The organism is Bradyrhizobium sp. USDA 4506, from assembly GCF_054058795.1.
Genome location: NZ_JBSSBM010000002.1, coordinates 6,301,901 through 6,319,139, shown reverse-complemented (window position 1 = coordinate 6,319,139; position 17,239 = coordinate 6,301,901). Strand labels below are relative to the sequence as shown.

Here is a 17,239-nt window from a genome sequence, read left to right as displayed (position 1 = left end):
GAAGCATGATCCGGAGGATCATGCTCAAACAGGGTTTGCGGCATGACGGTCGACGCACAGAGTTTCAAGCAGGCGATGCGCCATTGCGCGGGCGCCGTCGCGCTGGTGACGGTCGGCTCCGAGACCGGGCAGCGCACCGGCCTGACCGTGACCTCGGCCTGCTCGCTGTCGGACAATCCGCCCTCGGTGCTGGTCTGCGTTAACCGTAACGCCAGCGCGCATCAGCGCATCCGCGAGGAGCGCCATTTCGTCATCAACTTCCTGAACGAGGACCACGCGCTGCTGGCGCTGACCTTCTCCGGCCAGAAGGGCGTCAACGGCGACGACCGTTTTGCGTTTGGGCGCTGGACCACCGGCGCCACCGGCGCCCCGGTGCTGGAGGATGCCGTCGCGGCGTTCGACTGCGTGCTGGCGCAGGAGCTCGAGACCAAGACCCATTCGATCTTCATCGGCGAGGTCCAGCACGTCCGCGCCGCGACCACGGTCGACCCGCTGATCTATCTGCGCTCCGGCTTCCAGAGCGTGCGCAACATCCATGATCCGGTCGAACTCGGCGACCTCGACGCACGGCGTGTCAGCTGGAACGAGTTTTCGTAAGGCTTGCGCTTAAGGCCTTCCCCCGCATCTCTTGATGATCTGCGCGCCGGCCATCTCGCCTGACGGCAATTCGGTTGCCTGAGACCTGCTGCTCCGTAGCGAGCCTAATCCTCGAACAGCACGCGCTCATTGGCGAAGATGTCCGCGAGATGCCGGGCAACGGTGCCGACGAGAGGGTCATTTCGGTCGCGGCGCCGGGTGACGAGCCAAAGTTCGCGTGGCGGCGGGGCGTGCGCGAGTTTGCAGGCACACAGCTTCCGTTCGGCTCGGCCGATGAAATGCGGAAGCAGGGCTATGCCCGCGCCGGCCTGTGCGGCCGCGGCCTGCGCGGCCTGGTTGCTGGTCCGGAAGGACATGCGCGCATGGGGAAATTTCCGGAACAACCACAGCGCTTCGGGAAGATGGGCATTGGCCTCGTCGAAACCGACGAACACGGGCTCGTCGCCGGCGACGTGGTTGGATTTGCGCTCGGCGCCGAGCAGCCGGGAGACCTGCTTTACGTCACCGGCGATACGCTTTGGTTCGAAGGCACCGCCGAGGTCGCGAGGCGGTTTTCGCCCAAGCTCGTCGTGCTGTTCACGGGCGCCGCGGAGCCCCGCGGCCGTTTCCATATGACGATGGGCAGCGAGGATGCGCTGGAGGCTGCGCACGCCTTTCCCGACGCAGCACTTGTCGCGGTCCACAACGAAGGTTGGGGCCATCTGCGCGAAAGCCAGGACCAGCTTTTGGACGTCTTCGCCAAGTTCAATCTGGCGGCCCGTCTGACCCGGCTTGAAAAGGGCAAACCGCTGCCACTGTCATGGTGAGCCGGCCGTGGCAGAGCCTGAACACGGCTTACCGCGGCGCCGCGTTTGATGGCGTGGGCCCGGCGCGGCCGTGCGACCGCTGGCCGAGCCAACGCTCATGTGAGGCGTCGCTGTCCTTGCCGTGGTCCCGCGGACGCTGCGCTGCTATGACCCCGGCGTTCTCACGACCAGTTTGATGTTCAGAAGATTGACCCCCTTGAAGGGGTTCGGCGCGCTTTCGATCGTTCCTGTGCCCGTCGCATTCGCATAGGCGCCCGTGCCCGAGAGGATCGTATATTCGCCGTTTGATTTTCCGTCCTTGATCGCGCCGGTGTAACGCGCGGTGATCGCGCCTTCCTCGAACGTGTAGGTGCTGTAACCGTAATAGGAGCCCGAGCCCTTCAGCATGTCTCCTGAATGGACGAACTCCTTCACCCCGATATGGCCATCACTGAAGATGGCGACACCAAAGAACTTGCCGGAAACGACCGTCTGCCCCTCGACGTTTGCTGCCTCGATGACCTTGACGTCGACAGGCTTGGTGACGAGCTTGAACTCGAGCACCTTCTCACCCGCTAACGCGGTCGACCCCGCAACGACGATTGCCGCGCTGGAAACGAAAAAGGTGATAAAATTCCGCATAGACTCCTCCTGCGTTTGCTGAAATCAAATCAAGGAGTGCACAGCGGGCTATACGTCATGCCCAGCATTTGCGTTGCAGCACGAAAGAGAGCCCGCGGTGATATCCCGGCAGCGGCCGAAGCTTTCGGTACCCCAGCACGCTGGCTGGAACGCACGCATTAGTCTACGTGACGGTAAGAGGTTCAGCAAGCGTAGCCACCAACGTCTCATGCTCGTCAGACGACGCATCGGATGACAGGTTCCGCGACATCAGAACAGCCGTGGCATGCTATAGTATGGTTGCGTGCGGGAGAGCGATCGAGGAGGTAGCGCCAACTCACCAATCCTTCTCCCCGCTGCCGTGGGCGACCGCGCGCGGCAACTATCGAAGTTGCTGCGGATCGACGTATCCATGACGATCCGGCAAGCATGTCTCAAGAAACCTCGTCACCGACAAGGAGTATCACCATGAAGATCGTTGTGATCGGCGGTACCGGACTGATCGGCTCAAAGACCGTTGCCATTCTGCGCCAGCGCGGCCATGACGTCGTCGCCGCCTCGCCGAAGAACGGCATCAACGCCATCACCGGCGAGGGGCTGAACGAGGCGCTGGCCGGCGCGGCCGTCGTGATCGACCTCGCCAATTCGCCCTCGTTCGAGGACAAGGCGGTGATGGAGTTCTTCGAGACCTCCGGCCGCAACCTGCTGGCGGCGGAGAAGCCGGCCGGCGTCAGGCACCATGTCGCGTTGTCGATCGTCGGCACCGACCGCACGCCCGAGAACGGCTACTTCCGCGCCAAGGTGGCGCAGGAGAAGCTGATCGAGGCGTCCCGGATTCCCTACACCATCATCCGCGCGACCCAGTTCATGGAATTCGTCGGCGCGATCGCCGATGCGGGCGCGGTTGGAAACACGGTGAGGCTCTCGCCCGGCCTGTTCCAGCCGATCGCGGCGGAGGACGTGTCCGCGCTCGTCGCCGATATCGCGCTCGAGCCGCCGCGCAACGGCATCGTCGAGATTGCAGGTCCCGACCGCGCGCCGTTCAACGAGATCGTGGCGCGGTACCTGAAGGCAAAAGGCGACCCGCGCGAGGTGGTGAAAGACCCTGACGCGCTTTACTGGGGCGGCCGGGTCGAGCAGCACTCGCTGGTGCCGCTCGGCGAGGCGCGCCTCGGCCGCATCGATCTGAACGAATGGCTGCGCCGCGCGCGGCCGGCCGCCTGACGGTATCGGCTATTTGAGCCACACCAGCAGCGGGACGGGCGCGCGTCCTTCGCAGGACAGCGTGCCTTCGTAGTTGCGCGCCTTGCGGGCGCTGTAGGTGCAGGGCGCGCCGTCCAGCACCAGCTCGGCGGTGACCTGCGAATCCGCGCCCGTGATTTGCAGCTTGATCTCTCCGGCGCGTTCGTCCGGCCCGTCCTGCGTGCAGATGCCCACATGCTTCATCTTGAGCGGTCCGGAGAACTGCCTGGGCGCGCCCGGCGCGCTTTCGGTGAGATGTCCGGTCAGCTCCCATTCGCCGAGTACGCCGGCCTGGCCGAGGATCTCCATCGCACCGAGCGGCGGCGTATGGCAAAGCGATAGCGCAACGGCGCCGAGCAGCGCCGCTCCACCGTTGCGCCATGTCGCCCGTGGCATCACAGCTTGCTTCCGGTCGTCTGGCGCAATTCGATCAACTCCGGCCGCGACAGATCGGCATCCGCGGTGAGCCGGGCAATCTGATCGGCGCATTCCCGGATCTTGGCCTGATCGCCAGCCGCCTTGGCGCTCTTGATCATGCCGAGATAAGTCGCCAGCCGGTTGGGCTCCTTCTTGAGCACGGCTTCATAGGCGGCGAGCGCGTCGGCGGCCATGCCGCGATCGAGCAGCATCGCCGCGTAGAGCTCGCGCGCCGGCGCCAGCGGTCCCGGGGTGACGGGATGTTTCTCGGTCTTGTCTTCCGCCTCCGCGGCGGCATTCATCGCGCTGAGCGCATCGTCGTATTTGCCTTCCGCGTACAGCACCCAGGCGCTCGCGATCTGCTGCTGGATGTCGACGATGTTGGACCAGTAGGCGTCCTTGGCGTCCTTCAACTTGTCGCGCAGCTCGATCAGCTTGGCGACATCGGCTTTGGCGGCGGCGGGGTCACCCGAGCGCGCGGCGCCGACCGCGCGGGCGAAATAGGTGATGGCATCCGCATAGGCGTATTTGGTGGGATGCACTTGAAGCGCGGCGGCACTCTTCCAGTCGCCGCGTTCGAAGACATAGCGGGCCTGGCTTGCCGCCACCGCGAAGGGGCCTGCGAACCGGTCGAGCTTGAACTGGAGCTTGCCGAGCTCGTCGATCACAGCACGTGCCTCCTTGTCCTGGCCGAGCTGGAGATAGGCATAGACCAGATAGTCCATCGCGTGCGCCTGGTCCTGCTGTTCGCCGTCTTGCTTGGCGATGCGCGCGGATTCCTTGTTCGAGGCGATCGACTCCTTCCAATAGCCGACGCGCGTGAAGATGTGCGACGGCATGTGCTGGGCATGCGGCGCGTGTTCGGCGATCTTGGCATAGCGCATCGCCGCGGGGAGGCCCTTCTCCGCGAGCGCCGGGTAGTCGTAGAGATGGATCAGATAGTGGGCGATGCCGGGGTGCTCGGGCTGGCGCTTGAAGATCGGTTCGAGCAGCGCCGCGCCCTTCAGCTGGTTGGCGTAGGTCTTGTCGCCCGGCGAGGCCGCGACGTTGAGCGTGATCGCATAGGCGATCTGCGCCTCGTCATCGTCGGCATAGTGCATCGCGACCTGCTCTTCGGCGGCGAGGAATCGCTGCACGCGGGTGCGGTGATCGACCTTGTCGTAGTCGACATACATCGCCGCGATCGCATCGATGTATTCGCGCTCGCGCGGGGTGCCGGCATTCAGCGCCTGGCCTTTTTTCGCAGCTTCAAGGCCGAGCGGAAGGTTTTCCGGCGGCGGCGGCGCGTGCGGATTGTAGAGATAGCTGAGCGCGATGCCCCAATAGGCGATGGCGCATTGCGGGTCGGCCTCCAGCGCCTCCTCGAAGGTGCGCCGCGACGCGCTGTACCAGAACGAATGCTGATACAGCATGGCGCGATCGAACAGCTCCTGCGCTTCGGGCTTGCAGGATGTCACGAAATGGACTTTGCCCAATCGTTGCTCAGTGGAATCCGAGGCGGCAGGCTGCGAAATGGTCGCGGCAATGAGGCCAACGACCACAGCGAGGGGAAACCGTGTCATGGGACCCGCTCCGTGGCGTTGAAGGCGAAAACCGTACGATATCACCTTTCCCGCACCGCCGGAACAGCGGGGGCGTTCCGATCTAGCTGTCCAGCGCGATCCCTAACGCCTTGATCTTCCGGTACAACGTCGCGCGGCTGAGCCGGAGCGCCTTGGCCGCGTCCGTCACTCTTCCGTCATTGGCGCGCAATGCATCGACGATCGCAGCGCGCTCGCTCGCGGTGTGATCGGCCTCCGCGCCGCGTGCGCTGAACGGCGGCAGATCGAGATCCGCCTCGGTGATGACGCCGTCCTCCGCGGTGGCGCCGGCGAGCCGCAGCACGTGGCGAAGCTGGCGCATGTTGCCGGGAAACGGATAGGCCATCAGCTGCGCCCAGGCGTCGGCCGCGATGCGGCAGTGCGGCGCTTCCTCGTCGGCGATCTGTGCGATGACGTCCTTGCGGTCGGCACGCTCGCGCAACGCGGGCAGGCGGATCTCCATGCCGCGCAGCCGGTAATACAGATCGGAGCGGAAGCTGCCGTCCTCAGCCATCCGCGCCAGGTCGCGGTGCGTGGCGCTGATCAGGCGGATGTCGACGGTGACAGGCTTCAGCGCGCCGAGTGGCCAGACCTCGCGGTTTTCCAGCACGCGCAGCAGCCTGGTTTGCAGCGAAAGCGGCATGTCGCCGATCTCGTCGAGGAACAACGTGCCGCCGCTGGCTTGCACGATCAGCCCCTTCGATCCCTCGCGCCGCGCGCCGGTGAAGGCGCCGGCCTCGTAGCCGAACAGCTCGGCGTCGATCAGGCTCTCCGGCATCGCCGCGCAGTTCAGCGCGACATAGTTGCGGCCGGCGCGGTTGCTCGCGGCATGGATGGCGCGCGCGAACACGTCCTTGCCGGCGCCGGTCTCGCCATGCAGCAGGATCGGCAGGTCGAGATTGCCGACCGTCATCAGCCGCTTCACGCCCTTGATCAGCACGGGATCGCGGCCCGCCAGCCGGTGCAGGCCGGAAAACTGTCCGGCCGGCTTTTCGCGCGGCGGCGTGGATGGTGGACGCGGCGAACGCGCCCGCACCGGCGGCGCCAGATGGCCGCGGCCCCACGGCGTGCCGTCGGCGCGGCGCAGCGCGACCTGCTCGTCCGCGGCACGCGTCGCGCGATCGTCCAGTTGAACGAGATGCGACAGGTCGATGCCGTCGTCGATCATCGCATCGGTCAGCCCGAACGCGGCGCGCGCGGTGCGGCAGGCGCCGACGACACGGCGATCGTCGTCATAGGCCAGCATGCCGTGCCCGTCGCCGGGCAGCATCGCGATCCAGGAGGCGCGGTAGCGCCGGCGGAAGAACGACTGCTCGATCCGCCGCGTCGCCTCCGTGGTGACGGCGAGCGCCAGCTCATGCGCGCTGCGGCCGAGGTCGCTGCGGCACGAGGTGATGTTGACGGCGCCGGCGAGCCGCCCGGCATGATCGAACAGCGGCGACACCGCGCAGGTGAACATGTGCCACTGCTCGCGGAAATGTTCGTCGCCATGCACCAGGATCGGCCGCTGCTCGGCGAGCGCGGTGCCAAGCCCGTTGGTACCCTCGAACGTCTCGGCGAAGTTCGAGCCGGTGTAGATCTTCCACTCAAGGAACATCCGCGCGTAGTCGCCCCCGGGCAACCGGCTCACCAGCATGGTGGCGTTGGGATCGGCGAGATTGACGCAGTAGCCGGAGTCGTGGAGCACGCGGGCGAGGTCCTCGAGCTCGGGGATCGCGACCTGGATCAAATCCTCCATCGGCTCGGCGATGTGCCGGATCTCGGCCTCGGTCAGGGTCTGCGGCGGCCCGCGCCGGGCCGGATCGAGGTTGTGATTGACCAGGCAGCGCCGCCAGGACGCGGCGATCCGCGTCTCGGTGTCGACGCCGGCCACCTGGTTGGCCGCCGACAGAACACGGGCGACGTGATTTGAGGCCGAAAGATTGGCCATCCAGAGGTCTCCACCCCTAATTTTCCGCGAAGTCTGGCAGTCCGCGGCCGAATGTCAATTGGCCGACGGCGTCGCGGGACTCTTACCTCCCCTTGCAAAGGGGAGGTCGCTTTGCTGGTGAGAGCAAAGCGGGTGGGGATCTGCTCTCTCGGCTTGCAGCATCGCCTGCGGCTGACCCCCATCCCGACCTTCCCCCTTTCAGGGGGAAGGAGAAGGCGTAGCCCGGATGGAGCTCCGCGTAATCCGGGGCGGTCGTGCAACGGGCGAGGGCATTCCCGGATTTCGCTGCGCTGCATCCGGGCTACGGGGATGACTTCATCTCGCCGGTCGTGAGCAGCACGAACGAACGCCCCACTGCCCTGTACGTGCCGTCGAACGCAAACTGCGCGCCTGCCGGCTGTTCCGGCGCGTTGGTATCCAGCAGCAACGACCAGCGCGGTCCGGCTGACGTCCGCGGCAGCTTGAAGTCCACCTCGCCCTCAAAGCTGTTGAGGATAACGAGCACCGTGTCGTCCTCGCCCTCGCGCGCGATCGCGGTCTTGCGGGCGCGGCCGTCGAGCACGACGCCAAAGCATTTGATCCAGCCGGTGCTCCAGTCGGCCTGCGTCATCTCCACGCCTGTCGTGCTGATCCAGACCACGTCGCGGATCTCGAGTTGGGGATCGCGATCGCCGGAGAGGAAGCGGCTGCGGCGCAGGATCGGGTAGTCGCGCCGCAGCTTGATCATCCGCTTGGTGAAGGCGAGCAGCTTCCCGCCGTCGTCGGAAAAATTCCAGTCGAACCACGAGATGTCGTTGTCCTGGCAGTACGCATTGTTGTTGCCGCGCTGGGTGCGGCCGAACTCGTCGCCGCCGAGCAGCATCGGCGTGCCCTGCGAGGCCAGCAGCGTCGCCAGCATGTTGCGCTTCTGCCGTTCGCGCAAAGTGCGGATATCCGGATTGGCGGTCGGGCCCTCGGCGCCGCAATTCCAGGAGTGGTTGTCCGACGAGCCGTCATTGTTGTGCTCGCCGTTGGCCTCATTGTGCTTGTTGTTGTAGCTCGCCCAGTCGTTCAGCGTGAACCCGTCATGGGCGGTGATGAAGTTGACGCTGGCCCAGGTGCGGCGGCCCTCGCGGTTGAACACGTCGTGCGAGCCGAGCAGCCGCGGTGCCAGGCTGCCTGGCGCCGCCTCGCCGCGCCAGAAATCGCGCACAACGTTGCGGTATTTGTCGTTCCACTCCGCCCAGCCCGCCGGGAAGCCGCCGACCTGGTAGCCGCCGGGGCCGCAATCCCAGGGTTCGGCGATCAGCTTGACGGTCGCGAGCAGCGGGTCCTGGTTCATCGCCTTGAGGAAGCCGGACTGCTCGTCGAAGCCGTAGACCTCACGTGCCAGGATGGTGCCGAGATCGAAGCGGAAGCCGTCGACATGCATGTGGCCGGCCCAGTAGCGCAGGCTGTCCATCACCATCTGGATCACCCGCGGATGCGACAGGTTCACCGTGTTGCCGGTGCCGGTGTCGTTGATGTAGTAGCGCCGCTTGTCCGGCAGCAGGCGGTAATAGCTCGCATTGTCGATGCCCTTGAACGACAGCGTCGGGCCGCGCTCATTGCCTTCGGCGGTGTGGTTGTAGACGACGTCGAGAATGACTTCGAGGCCGGCGCCATGCAGCCGCGACACCATCTCCTTGAATTCGCGCAGGCTGTTCGGCACGTCGGCGGCGTAGCGCGGATCCGGCGCGAAGAAGCCGATGGTGTTGTAGCCCCAGTAATTGGTCAGGTGCTTGTCGAGCAGGTTGCTGTCGTTGATGAAGGAATGCACCGGCAGCAGCTCGACCGAGGTGATGCCGAGCGCCTTGAGATGGTCGATCGCAGCGTTCGAGCCGAAGCCGGCATAGGTGCCGCGCAAATGTTCGTCGATGCCCGGGTGCTGTTTGGTAAACCCCTTGACGTGGGTCTCGTAGACCACGGTCTCGTCCCAATGCACGTCCTGCCGCTGCGCCTCCTGGACCCAGTCGAAATTGGGATCGACCACCACGCATTTCGGCATGAACGGCGCGCTGTCGCGCTCGTCGAAGGTGAGGTCGTCGCCGCTCTCCATCTTGTAGCCGAACACCGCCGGATTCCAGGTCAGGCTGCCGGCATGGGCGCAGGCGTAGGGATCGAGCAGCAGCTTGTTCGGGTTGAAGCGGTGGCCGCCGTCCGGCTGGTAGGGACCGTAAACGCGATAGCCGTAGAACGTCCCCGGCTGCACGCCATTGATGAAGCCGTGAAACACCTGGTCGGTGTATTCGGGCAGCTCGAAGCGATGCGTCTCGCGCTCGCCGTCGAACAGGCACACCTCGACCTTGGTGGCGTTGGCGGAAAACACCGCGAAATTGGTGCCGTGGCCGCTCCAGTGGGCGCCCAGCGGATAGGGCAGCCCCTCCTCAATGACGTAATCGGACATCGGTCCCCCAAGGCCCCTGACAGGCCGTCAGATCAATCTGCAACAAACGCCGCCGCGCGGGAAACGTTGCATGGGCTAGTTTAGCGGCAGTTACGCTTGGTTCGTATGACGCGGGCGGAACGAGATGCAAGGCTCGGCAAGAGATGTCGCGAGAATGCGGTCGTATGACTCTCTGCCACAATCTCGATGTCGTCCCGGGCAAGCGCAGCGCGACCCGGGACCCATAACCACGAAAGCAAATTGGCTTGCAAAGCTGGAGCCACAGCGTGCTTCGACAACGCAACCCCGTGGTTATGGGTCCCGGCCCCCGTGTGCAATTGCGCACTAAGCCGGGACGACAGCGGAGGGCTTGTTGAGTGCTATGCTAAATCAGCCGCATGCCCTTGAAGCTGGTATGCCCGTTCTTGCCGACGATGATGTGATCGTGCACGGCGATTCCGAGCGGCTTTGCGATGTCGACGATGGCTTTCGTCATCTGGATGTCGGCCTGCGACGGCGTCGGATCGCCGGACGGATGGTTGTGCACCAGGATCAGCGCAGTGGCGGACAATTCCAGCGCGCGCTTGATCACCTCACGCGGATAGACCGGGGTGTGATCGACGGTGCCGGTCTGCTGCACCTCGTCGGCGATCAGCTGGTTGCGCTTGTCGAGGAACAGGAGGCGGAACTGCTCCTTGTCGGCGAACGCCATGCCGGTGCGGCAATAGTCGATGACGTCGTTCCAGGACGACAGCGCGATGTTGCGCCTGATCTCGCCCTTGGCGATCCGGCCGGCGGCTGCGGCGAGCAGCTTGATCTGGTTGATCGAGGCATCCTTGACGCCCTCGACCTCGCGCAACCGCGCCACCGGCGCGTGCACCACCTCGGCGAAGGAGCCGAACTTCTTCAACAGCGCCTTGGCCAACGGCTTGGTGTCGCGGCGCGGGATCGCGGCGAACAGCGCCATCTCCAAGAGCTCGTAGTCGGTCAGCGCGTCCGGCCCCGCCGCATAGAACCGCTCGCGCAGCCGTTCGCGATGGCCGTGATAATGTGGCGTCTCGTCGGGCTGATCGGGGCTGTCACTGGCTTTGGCGGGCATCGGCCACAACCATGCCGTGCTCGCGGCGATTTGCAAGAGCCGATGCAACTGCCGGGTTTGCCACGATGCTTCGGGCGAATTACCGTCGGCGGCAACGGTTCGAGAGAAAAGAGGGGGAGGGCCGCGTGACATCATTCAAGGTGATCCGCTCGCGCGCCGAGAAGCGCAAGGGCGGGCCGAAGGCGCTGGAGAAGCTGCTGCGGCCGCCGGCGGGCGCCAAGGCGCTGGCAAAGCTCGGCGACGACCGCGTGCTGGCCGAGATGACCAGGCGCGTGTTCTGCGCGGGCTTTGCCTGGAGCGTGATCGACGCCAAATGGCCGGGCTTCGAGGAGGCGTTCCTCGGCTTTCAGCCCGCCAAGCTCGCCTTCAAGCCCGACGAATTCTGGGAAAAGCTTGTCAGCGACGCCAGGATCGTGCGCAACGGCGCCAAGATCATGTCGGTGCGCGACAACGGCCGCTTCGTGCAGGAGATCGCGCGCGAGCACGGCAGCTTCGGCAAATTCCTTAGCGCCTGGCCGTCATCGGATGAGGTCGGACTGCTGGAGCTATTGGCTAAGCGCGGCAGCCGGCTCGGCGGCAACACCGGACAGATGCTGCTGCGCTTCCTCGGTTGGGACGGATTCGTCACCTCGCGCGACGTCGTCGCCTGCCTGCGCGATGCCGGCCTCGATATCGCCGAGGAGGTCAAGTCGAAGCGCGATCTCGCCAAGGTGCAGGCGCAGTTCAACGCCTGGGCGGAGGAGACCGGACTGTCCTATCTGCATCTGTCGCGGATCTGCGCGATGTCGATCGGAGAGAACCACACGCCCGAGGAGATCATCGAGCGCACGCGGAGCGATTATTGACGAGGACGGTTACAGCTCAACCCGATTAGACCTGAACCCACGGCTTCTCGCCATGGCGTTCGGACAGCGTGAAGATCTCGACGCCGTCCGCGGTGACGCCGACCGAGTGCTCGAACTGCGCCGACAGCGAACGGTCGCGGGTCACCGCGGTCCAGCCGTCGGACAGGATCTTCACATGCGGCTTGCCGAGATTGATCATCGGCTCGATGGTGAAGAACATGCCGGGCTTCAAGGGCGCGCCTTCGCCGGGGCGGCCGATATGGATGATGTTCGGCTCGTCGTGGAACAGGCGGCCGAGGCCGTGGCCGCAGAAGTCGCGCACCACGCTCATGCCCTGCGGTTCGACAAAGCTCTGGATCGCATGGCCGATATCGCCGGTGGTGGCGCCGGGCTTCACCGCGGCGATGCCGCGCATCATCGCCTCATAGGTCACCTCGATCAGCCGCTCGGCCTTCCGCGCGATGGCGCCGATCGCATACATGCGGCTGGAGTCGCCGTACCAGCCGTCGACGATGAAGGTGACGTCGACATTGACGATGTCGCCTTCCTTCAGCGGCCGGTCGCCCGGCATGCCGTGGCAGACCACGTGATTGATCGAGGTGCAGGTCGAGTAGCGATAGCCGCGATACATCAGCGTCGCCGGATAGGCGCCGTGGTCGAAGGCGAACTTGCGGACGAACTCGTCGATGACGGAGGTCGGGATACCCGGCTTGACGATGTCGGTGAGCGCATCGAGGCATTTCGACACCAGGGCGCCCGCCTTGCGCATGCCGGCAAAGCCGCTCGGTCCGTGCAGCTTGATCTGACCGGTCTTGCGAAGCGAGGTGTCGGTGGCGTCGATATAGCTCATGGGCGGGCTGTTTCTGCGGGCAAGGGGCTGATTTCAGGCCCTAATTTAATGATCGGCGCGCCCGGCGCAAGCCAAGGTTGGGCATGGGGACATGTCCAAACGGCTTGATTTTCAGGCCATATCCGGAACAGCGGCCACCGCTGCGGCGAAAAGACCGCGCTCAAGCGCTAATTGGAGACCTCGACCACGCTCTCGACCGGCAGCGCGCCGCCGCGGATGCGGAGTTCCCGCACCGGGTAGGGCACCCGGATGCCCTCCTGCTTGAAGGCGTCCCACAGCGACAGCATGACGTCGCTCTTCACATTGTCCATGCCGTCGGGGTCGGCGATCCAGAAGGTCAGGGAGAATTTCATCCCGGCCTCGGCGAATTCGGTCAGGATGCAGTTCGGCGACCGGCCCTTGGTGGCGCGCGGATGGGCCGCCGCGGTCGTGATCGCGAGCTTGCAGACCTGCCGCGGATTGGCGTCGTAATTGGTGGAGAAGGCGATCTTCACCAGCGTGTTCTTGTCGGTATAGGTCCAGTTGGTGACCTTCTGCGTCACCAGGTCCTCGTTCGGGATCAGGAACTCGCGGCCGTCGCCGGCGGCGACCGAGATGTAGCGGGTCTTCATCGCGCTGATCCGGCCCGAATTGTCGCCGATCGTGACGAGATCGCCGGGCTTCACCGATTTGTCGACCAACAGGATCAGGCCGCTGATGAAATTGGCGACGATCTTCTGCAGGCCGAGACCGATGCCGACGCCGGCCGCGCCGGTGAACACCGCGAGCGCGGAGAGGTTGATGCCGACCGCGCCGAGCGCGATCACGATCGCCGTCACCATCAATCCGATGCGGATGATCTTGACCAGCAGCACCTGGATCGACGGCGTCAGATCGGTGGCGCGGTTGATGCGGCTCTCGGCGAAATTGCCGGCGAGGTTGGTCAGCCACAGCGCCACGATCAGGAGCGCGCCGGCCTTGATCAGCAGCAGCGGAGAAAGGCGGAGGCCGCCGACCACGACCGCATACGCATCCAGCGTGTCGGCCGCCCAGTCGAGCTGGCCGATGATGCTGAGGGCGGCGACTACCCATGCCGCGATCGAGACTGTTTTCACGATGAAGGCGTTGTCGATCACCGAGGTGACGAGGCGGATCACCAGCCAGGCCAGCGCCAGCTTGGCGGAGACCGCGATCAGATAGCTGCGGCTCGGCCAGGTCGCGTGCCACATCACGATGCGGGAGATGATCATCAGGACCGCGAACACGGCGGTGGAAGCGCTCTTCACCATCACGCGGGCGAAGTGCCGGAGCGGCAGCGGCCAGCGCATCGCCAGCGACGACATGTCGACCCGCGCATGAATGGCGGTATCGGCGGCGTAGGCGAGGCCCGCGGCGGCGAGGATGATGCCGAATTGCAGATAGAACCAGGGCGAGGCGACCTCGGCGCCGACCGAGCGCGCCGCCATTTGGATCGATTCGAGGACGTCCTTCCAGTTCATGTCCATCGGCAAAATCTCAACTCGAAGCGCGGGTCAGCCAAATGTGATTCGAATGCGCAGGCAGAATCCCACAAAGGCGCGCACGCGACCATCGATACAACACAGTGTCGGGGCGACCTAGGGCTGATGAGACCGGGCACATTGCCGCTTATGGCAGAAATCGGTTGGCGTCCCAGTGTGGCGACGATAAGGATGCAATTGCAAGTATTTGAGACCTCCGAAGGCGCATGGCATCCCTCGACTCCGTCAGTATAGCGATCCTGCTCGGTGCGGTGCTGGTGATGGCCGGCATCCTGTCGAGCCTGCTGGCCTTGCGGTTCGGCGCTCCCTTGCTGCTGGTGTTCTTGCTGGTCGGCATGCTGGCGGGCGATTCCGGCCCCGGCCGGCTGCAGTTCGACGACGTCCGCACCACCTATCTGGTCGGCTCGGTGGCGCTGGCGCTGATCCTGTTCGACGGCGGATTGAAGACGCGGTTTGCCAGCATCCGCACCGTGCTGGTGCCCTCGATGGTGCTGGCGACCGCCGGCGTGCTGTTGACCGCGCTGATCACAGCGCCGGTCGCCCGTTTCGTGCTCGACCTCAACTGGACCGAGTCATTGCTGGTCGGCGCCGTCGTGGCCTCGACCGACGCGGCTGCCGTGTTCCTGCTGGTGCACACCCAGGGTCTGCGGCTACGCCCACGCGTCGGCGCGACGCTGGAGGCGGAATCCGGCACCAACGATCCGTTCGCGATCTTCCTCACCTTGATGCTGGTCGAGTTCATCTCGATCGGCCAGAGCTCGGCCTCGCACATCGCGCTGGAGTTCATCCAGGAGGCGGTGTTCGGCGCCATCATCGGGGTGATCGGCGGCCGGCTGGTGGTGATCGCGCTGAACTATGTAGCGCTGCCGCAGGGCCTGCATGCGCCGTTCGTCACCACGGCGGCACTGGTGATCTTCGGCGGCTCGCAGATCGTGCATGCCTCGGGATTTCTCGCGGTGTATCTCGCCGGTATCATCATCGGCAACCGGCCGACCCGCGCGCATAATTCGGTGGTGACGTTCCTCGACGCCGCGACCTGGCTGGCGCAGATCGTGATGTTCGTGCTGCTCGGCCTCCTGGTCTCGCCGCATCGCCTGCTCTCCAGCGCCGGCGGCGCGGTGCTGGTGGCGTTCGCGCTGATGCTGGTGGCGCGGCCGCTGGCGGTGCTGATCTGCCTCGCACCGTTCAAGTTCAACTGGCGGGAGAAGGTCTTCATCGCCTGGACCGGCCTGCGCGGCGCGGTCGCGATCTTCCTCGCCTCGATTCCGATGCTGGTCGGCCTGTCGAAGGCCTATCTCTATTTCGACGTCGCCTTCGTCGTCGTCATCATCTCGCTGCTGTTGCAGGGCTGGACACTGGCGCCGGCGGCGCGGCGGCTGCACGTCGCGCTGCCGCGCGCCGAACGCGGCCCGCGCCGCGTCGAGCTCGATTTGCCCGGCCAGCTCGAGCAGCAGCTGGTCGGCTATCCGGTGCGGCCGAAGAGCCTGTATTTCCGTCGCGGGCTGATCCCGTCCTGGTCGAAGCCGACGCTGGTGATCCGCGACGAGCGGATCCTGACGCCGACCGAGGCCGATCCGGTCGCGCCCGGCGACTACATCTATTTGCTGGCGCCGCCGCAGCGCGCCGAGGCGCTCGACCGCTTCTTCGTCGACATGGCGCCGTCGAGCGCGCCCGATCCTCATCTGCTCGGCGACTTCATGGTGTCGGCGGAGCATACGCTCGGCGAGCTCGCCGAGATCTACGGCGTCAAGGTCGACGAGCACCAGGCCAAGCTGACGCTCGCCGACTATTTCGACATCAATCTCGACCGCGCGCCGAAGGAAGGGGCCGAACTGGCGCTCGACGAGATCGTGCTGGTGGCGCGCAGCATCAGCGGCGGCCGCGTCAACGTGGTCGGCCTGCGCCTGCCGGAGGAAGAGGAGAAGGTCGCGCCGCAAACGCGAATGCAGATCGTCAAGCGCAAGCTCGCCGACATCTGGGCGTCGGTGGCGGGGGTCTGAGCCGCGCCGTTAGGTCTTGCGCAGGAAGTTCGAATCCGGTGCGAACTTCCTGATCATGTCGGACAGCCCGTCGTTGGCCGGCGGACCGGATGAGCCCTTGGACACCGCGTCCGGCTTGGTTTCGCCCTTGATTTTCTGGCCGGAAATCTCGGCCAGCGCCGCGAGCAGCGTCTCGTCGAGATTGTCGGCCGCTGTCTTCGCAGGTGGTGTCGTCGCAGCTGGCGTCGTGGCGGGCGCAGCGGGAGCCGGCGGAGGTGGCGTCGGTGGAGTGGGCGCGACCGCGCGGATTTCGGGCTCGCGCCTCGCCGGCGGCGCTGACTCCGGTGCCGGCTTGGACACATCCTTGGACGCGTCCTTCGACGCATCCTTGGGGGCGTCCGCGCGCCGGGCGGCGGCCTCGCTGACGGCGGCGATCAACGATGCTTCGAGGGCGGCGGGCGTGTCGGCCGGCATGGGCGGCGGTGTAGCCGGCATCGGCGGCGGTGTGACCGGCACCGGCGGCGGCCCGGCGGGCTTCGCGTCCCGGGTTGCGCGACCGAACAGCGGTTCCCGCTGGATCGCCGCCTGCGGCCGGCCGTCGGTGGCCTTGCCCGGCTCCTTTCCAGGCTCCTTGGCAGGCTTGAAGAGACCCGCGCGTTCGGCGGCCATCTTGGCGGACGCCTCCTCGACCGTGGCGAGCAGGGACGCTTCGAGAGCGTTTGCGCGATTGCTTGGCGAAGCCGCCGGCTTGGCGGCAGGGATGATCACCGGCTTTGGCTGCGGCGGGGGCGGCAGCGGTGGCGGCCGAGATGCTTCGACTGGTGCCGGCGGCGGCGGGATCGGCTGACCGTCCCCGGCGCGCGCGATGATGCCGTCGACAATCGCCGCCAGGCGGCCCTTGTCGGGTGCGGCCAGATAGCTCGCCGCCAGCTCGTCGACATATTGCGGGCCGTAATCGGCGAGCACATTGGCGATCTGGGCGAGGTCGGGATCGCTGTCGACAAGCCGGCGCCAGGCCTCCCGGTCGTAAGTCTCCCGGTCGTAAGCCGCGTCCCCCTTCTTGTCGGGCCAGGCCACCCGGCGCGGCTGACGCTGCCCGGTATCCTGGCCTGCGATCGGGTCGAGGGTCGGCGGCTGCAGCCCGTCGCTGAGGCGAGGCGGGGTAAATCCCGAGGCGCCGGCCGGCACGGCAGCATCGGCCGGACGCCGGCGCCGCTCGTCGACCTGCAGCGCGATCAGGCCGACGCCCATCAGCAGGAAGCCGAGCGCGGCCCACGAAATCGTGGCGCACAGCAGCCCGCCGATCAGCAGCAACACCCAGCCAGTCAGTCGCACAAATTCACCCTTCCCCATCCCCGATCGGACGTCCCCGACGCGGGCCTAGCAGACAA

General features: G+C 65.9%; 15 protein-coding genes. 5 read left to right on the top strand and 10 right to left on the bottom strand.

The genetic code is table 11. From position 1 onward, the window contains the following. Window positions 1–42 precede the first annotated feature (42 nt). The gene (locus tag ACVIHF_RS31970; RefSeq protein WP_016847112.1) at window positions 43–597 is read left to right on the top strand and encodes a flavin reductase family protein; all 555 of its coding nucleotides are present in this window, start codon (window positions 43–45) and stop codon (window positions 595–597) included. Between the two features lie 104 nt (window positions 598–701). Here ACVIHF_RS31970 and ACVIHF_RS31965 read toward each other — a convergent pair whose 3' ends face one another. After that, window positions 702–953 (bottom strand): LysR substrate-binding domain-containing protein, encoded by a 252-nt coding sequence (locus tag ACVIHF_RS31965; protein ID WP_456794139.1) that lies wholly within the window; start codon window positions 951–953, stop codon window positions 702–704. A gap of 45 nt (window positions 954–998) precedes the next feature. Here ACVIHF_RS31965 and ACVIHF_RS31960 point away from each other — a divergent pair, with 45 nt between their 5' ends. Further along, entirely contained in the window at window positions 999–1,403 is a 405-nt protein-coding gene (locus ACVIHF_RS31960; protein ID WP_456793111.1) for a hypothetical protein, read from the top strand. 144 nt (window positions 1,404–1,547) lie between these two features. Here ACVIHF_RS31960 and ACVIHF_RS31955 read toward each other — a convergent pair whose 3' ends face one another. Then, window positions 1,548–2,024 carry a hypothetical protein gene (locus ACVIHF_RS31955; RefSeq protein ID WP_253606316.1) on the bottom strand — a complete coding sequence of 159 codons (477 nt, stop codon included), beginning with the start codon at window positions 2,022–2,024 and terminating at the stop codon, window positions 1,548–1,550. A 447-nt stretch (window positions 2,025–2,471) separates the two neighbouring features. Between ACVIHF_RS31955 and ACVIHF_RS31950 the strand changes: the two genes are divergently transcribed. Further along, a complete protein-coding gene (locus ACVIHF_RS31950; protein ID WP_456793110.1) occupies window positions 2,472–3,227 on the top strand; it encodes an SDR family oxidoreductase in 756 nt (251 codons plus the stop codon). Between the two features lie 9 nt (window positions 3,228–3,236). On the opposite strand, the gene ACVIHF_RS31945 is transcribed toward ACVIHF_RS31950, so the two are convergent. The 5 genes from ACVIHF_RS31945 to radC form a co-directional block, all read right to left on the bottom strand. Further along, window positions 3,237–3,641: a hypothetical protein gene (locus ACVIHF_RS31945; RefSeq protein ID WP_310881086.1), complete on the bottom strand. Its 405-nt coding sequence runs from the start codon at window positions 3,639–3,641 to the stop codon at window positions 3,237–3,239. Further along, window positions 3,641–5,224: a hypothetical protein gene (locus ACVIHF_RS31940; RefSeq protein WP_456793109.1), complete on the bottom strand. Its 1,584-nt coding sequence runs from the start codon at window positions 5,222–5,224 to the stop codon at window positions 3,641–3,643. Before ACVIHF_RS31940 ends, ACVIHF_RS31945 begins: the two co-directional genes overlap by 1 nt. A gap of 82 nt (window positions 5,225–5,306) precedes the next feature. Further along, window positions 5,307–7,172 (bottom strand): sigma-54-dependent Fis family transcriptional regulator, encoded by a 1,866-nt coding sequence (locus ACVIHF_RS31935; RefSeq protein ID WP_310881084.1) that lies wholly within the window; start codon window positions 7,170–7,172, stop codon window positions 5,307–5,309. A 301-nt stretch (window positions 7,173–7,473) separates the two neighbouring features. Then, a complete protein-coding gene (gene glgX / locus ACVIHF_RS31930) occupies window positions 7,474–9,597 on the bottom strand; it encodes a glycogen debranching protein GlgX (RefSeq protein ID WP_310881083.1) in 2,124 nt (707 codons plus the stop codon). A gap of 364 nt (window positions 9,598–9,961) precedes the next feature. Then, window positions 9,962–10,675: a RadC family protein gene (gene radC, locus ACVIHF_RS31925; protein WP_057019521.1), complete on the bottom strand. Its 714-nt coding sequence runs from the start codon at window positions 10,673–10,675 to the stop codon at window positions 9,962–9,964. Window positions 10,676–10,800: 125 nt separating this feature from the next. On the opposite strand from radC, the gene ACVIHF_RS31920 reads away from it, so the two are divergent. After that, complete coding sequence (locus ACVIHF_RS31920) at window positions 10,801–11,520, top strand: DNA-3-methyladenine glycosylase I (protein ID WP_168858339.1); 720 nt, start codon at window positions 10,801–10,803, stop codon at window positions 11,518–11,520. Window positions 11,521–11,545: 25 nt separating this feature from the next. On the opposite strand, the gene map is transcribed toward ACVIHF_RS31920, so the two are convergent. Together map and ACVIHF_RS31910 are read right to left on the bottom strand one after the other, a co-directional pair. Then, window positions 11,546–12,370 (bottom strand): type I methionyl aminopeptidase, encoded by an 825-nt coding sequence (map, locus tag ACVIHF_RS31915; RefSeq protein WP_028340441.1) that lies wholly within the window; start codon window positions 12,368–12,370, stop codon window positions 11,546–11,548. Between the two features lie 167 nt (window positions 12,371–12,537). Next, window positions 12,538–13,854: a mechanosensitive ion channel family protein gene (locus ACVIHF_RS31910; protein WP_456793108.1), complete on the bottom strand. Its 1,317-nt coding sequence runs from the start codon at window positions 13,852–13,854 to the stop codon at window positions 12,538–12,540. Between the two features lie 221 nt (window positions 13,855–14,075). Here ACVIHF_RS31910 and ACVIHF_RS31905 point away from each other — a divergent pair, with 221 nt between their 5' ends. Continuing rightward, window positions 14,076–15,869: a potassium/proton antiporter gene (locus ACVIHF_RS31905; protein ID WP_456793107.1), complete on the top strand. Its 1,794-nt coding sequence runs from the start codon at window positions 14,076–14,078 to the stop codon at window positions 15,867–15,869. Between the two features lie 9 nt (window positions 15,870–15,878). Here the strand turns inward: ACVIHF_RS31905 and ACVIHF_RS31900 are convergent, their stop codons facing one another. Next, complete coding sequence (locus ACVIHF_RS31900) at window positions 15,879–17,183, bottom strand: hypothetical protein (protein WP_456793106.1); 1,305 nt, start codon at window positions 17,181–17,183, stop codon at window positions 15,879–15,881. Between the last annotated feature and the right edge of the window lie 56 nt (window positions 17,184–17,239).

What these genes read in the sequence shown, in the direction of transcription:
- glgX (WP_310881083.1), bottom strand. Translation starts at nt 9,597, where the DNA reads ATGTCCGATTACGTCATTGAGGAGGGGCTGCCCTATCCGCTGGGCGCC.
- ACVIHF_RS31910 (WP_456793108.1), bottom strand. Translation starts at nt 13,854, where the DNA reads ATGGACATGAACTGGAAGGACGTCCTCGAATCGATCCAAATGGCGGCG.
- ACVIHF_RS31905 (WP_456793107.1), top strand. Translation starts at nt 14,076, where the DNA reads ATGGCATCCCTCGACTCCGTCAGTATAGCGATCCTGCTCGGTGCGGTG.
- ACVIHF_RS31940 (WP_456793109.1), bottom strand. Translation starts at nt 5,224, where the DNA reads ATGACACGGTTTCCCCTCGCTGTGGTCGTTGGCCTCATTGCCGCGACC.
- ACVIHF_RS31960 (WP_456793111.1), top strand. Translation starts at nt 999, where the DNA reads ATGGGCATTGGCCTCGTCGAAACCGACGAACACGGGCTCGTCGCCGGC.
- ACVIHF_RS31950 (WP_456793110.1), top strand. Translation starts at nt 2,472, where the DNA reads ATGAAGATCGTTGTGATCGGCGGTACCGGACTGATCGGCTCAAAGACC.
- radC (WP_057019521.1), bottom strand. Translation starts at nt 10,675, where the DNA reads ATGCCCGCCAAAGCCAGTGACAGCCCCGATCAGCCCGACGAGACGCCA.
- ACVIHF_RS31945 (WP_310881086.1), bottom strand. Translation starts at nt 3,641, where the DNA reads ATGCCACGGGCGACATGGCGCAACGGTGGAGCGGCGCTGCTCGGCGCC.
- ACVIHF_RS31965 (WP_456794139.1), bottom strand. Translation starts at nt 953, where the DNA reads ATGTCCTTCCGGACCAGCAACCAGGCCGCGCAGGCCGCGGCCGCACAG.
- map (WP_028340441.1), bottom strand. Translation starts at nt 12,370, where the DNA reads ATGAGCTATATCGACGCCACCGACACCTCGCTTCGCAAGACCGGTCAG.
- ACVIHF_RS31970 (WP_016847112.1), top strand. Translation starts at nt 43, where the DNA reads ATGACGGTCGACGCACAGAGTTTCAAGCAGGCGATGCGCCATTGCGCG.
- ACVIHF_RS31935 (WP_310881084.1), bottom strand. Translation starts at nt 7,172, where the DNA reads ATGGCCAATCTTTCGGCCTCAAATCACGTCGCCCGTGTTCTGTCGGCG.
- ACVIHF_RS31955 (WP_253606316.1), bottom strand. Translation starts at nt 2,024, where the DNA reads ATGCGGAATTTTATCACCTTTTTCGTTTCCAGCGCGGCAATCGTCGTT.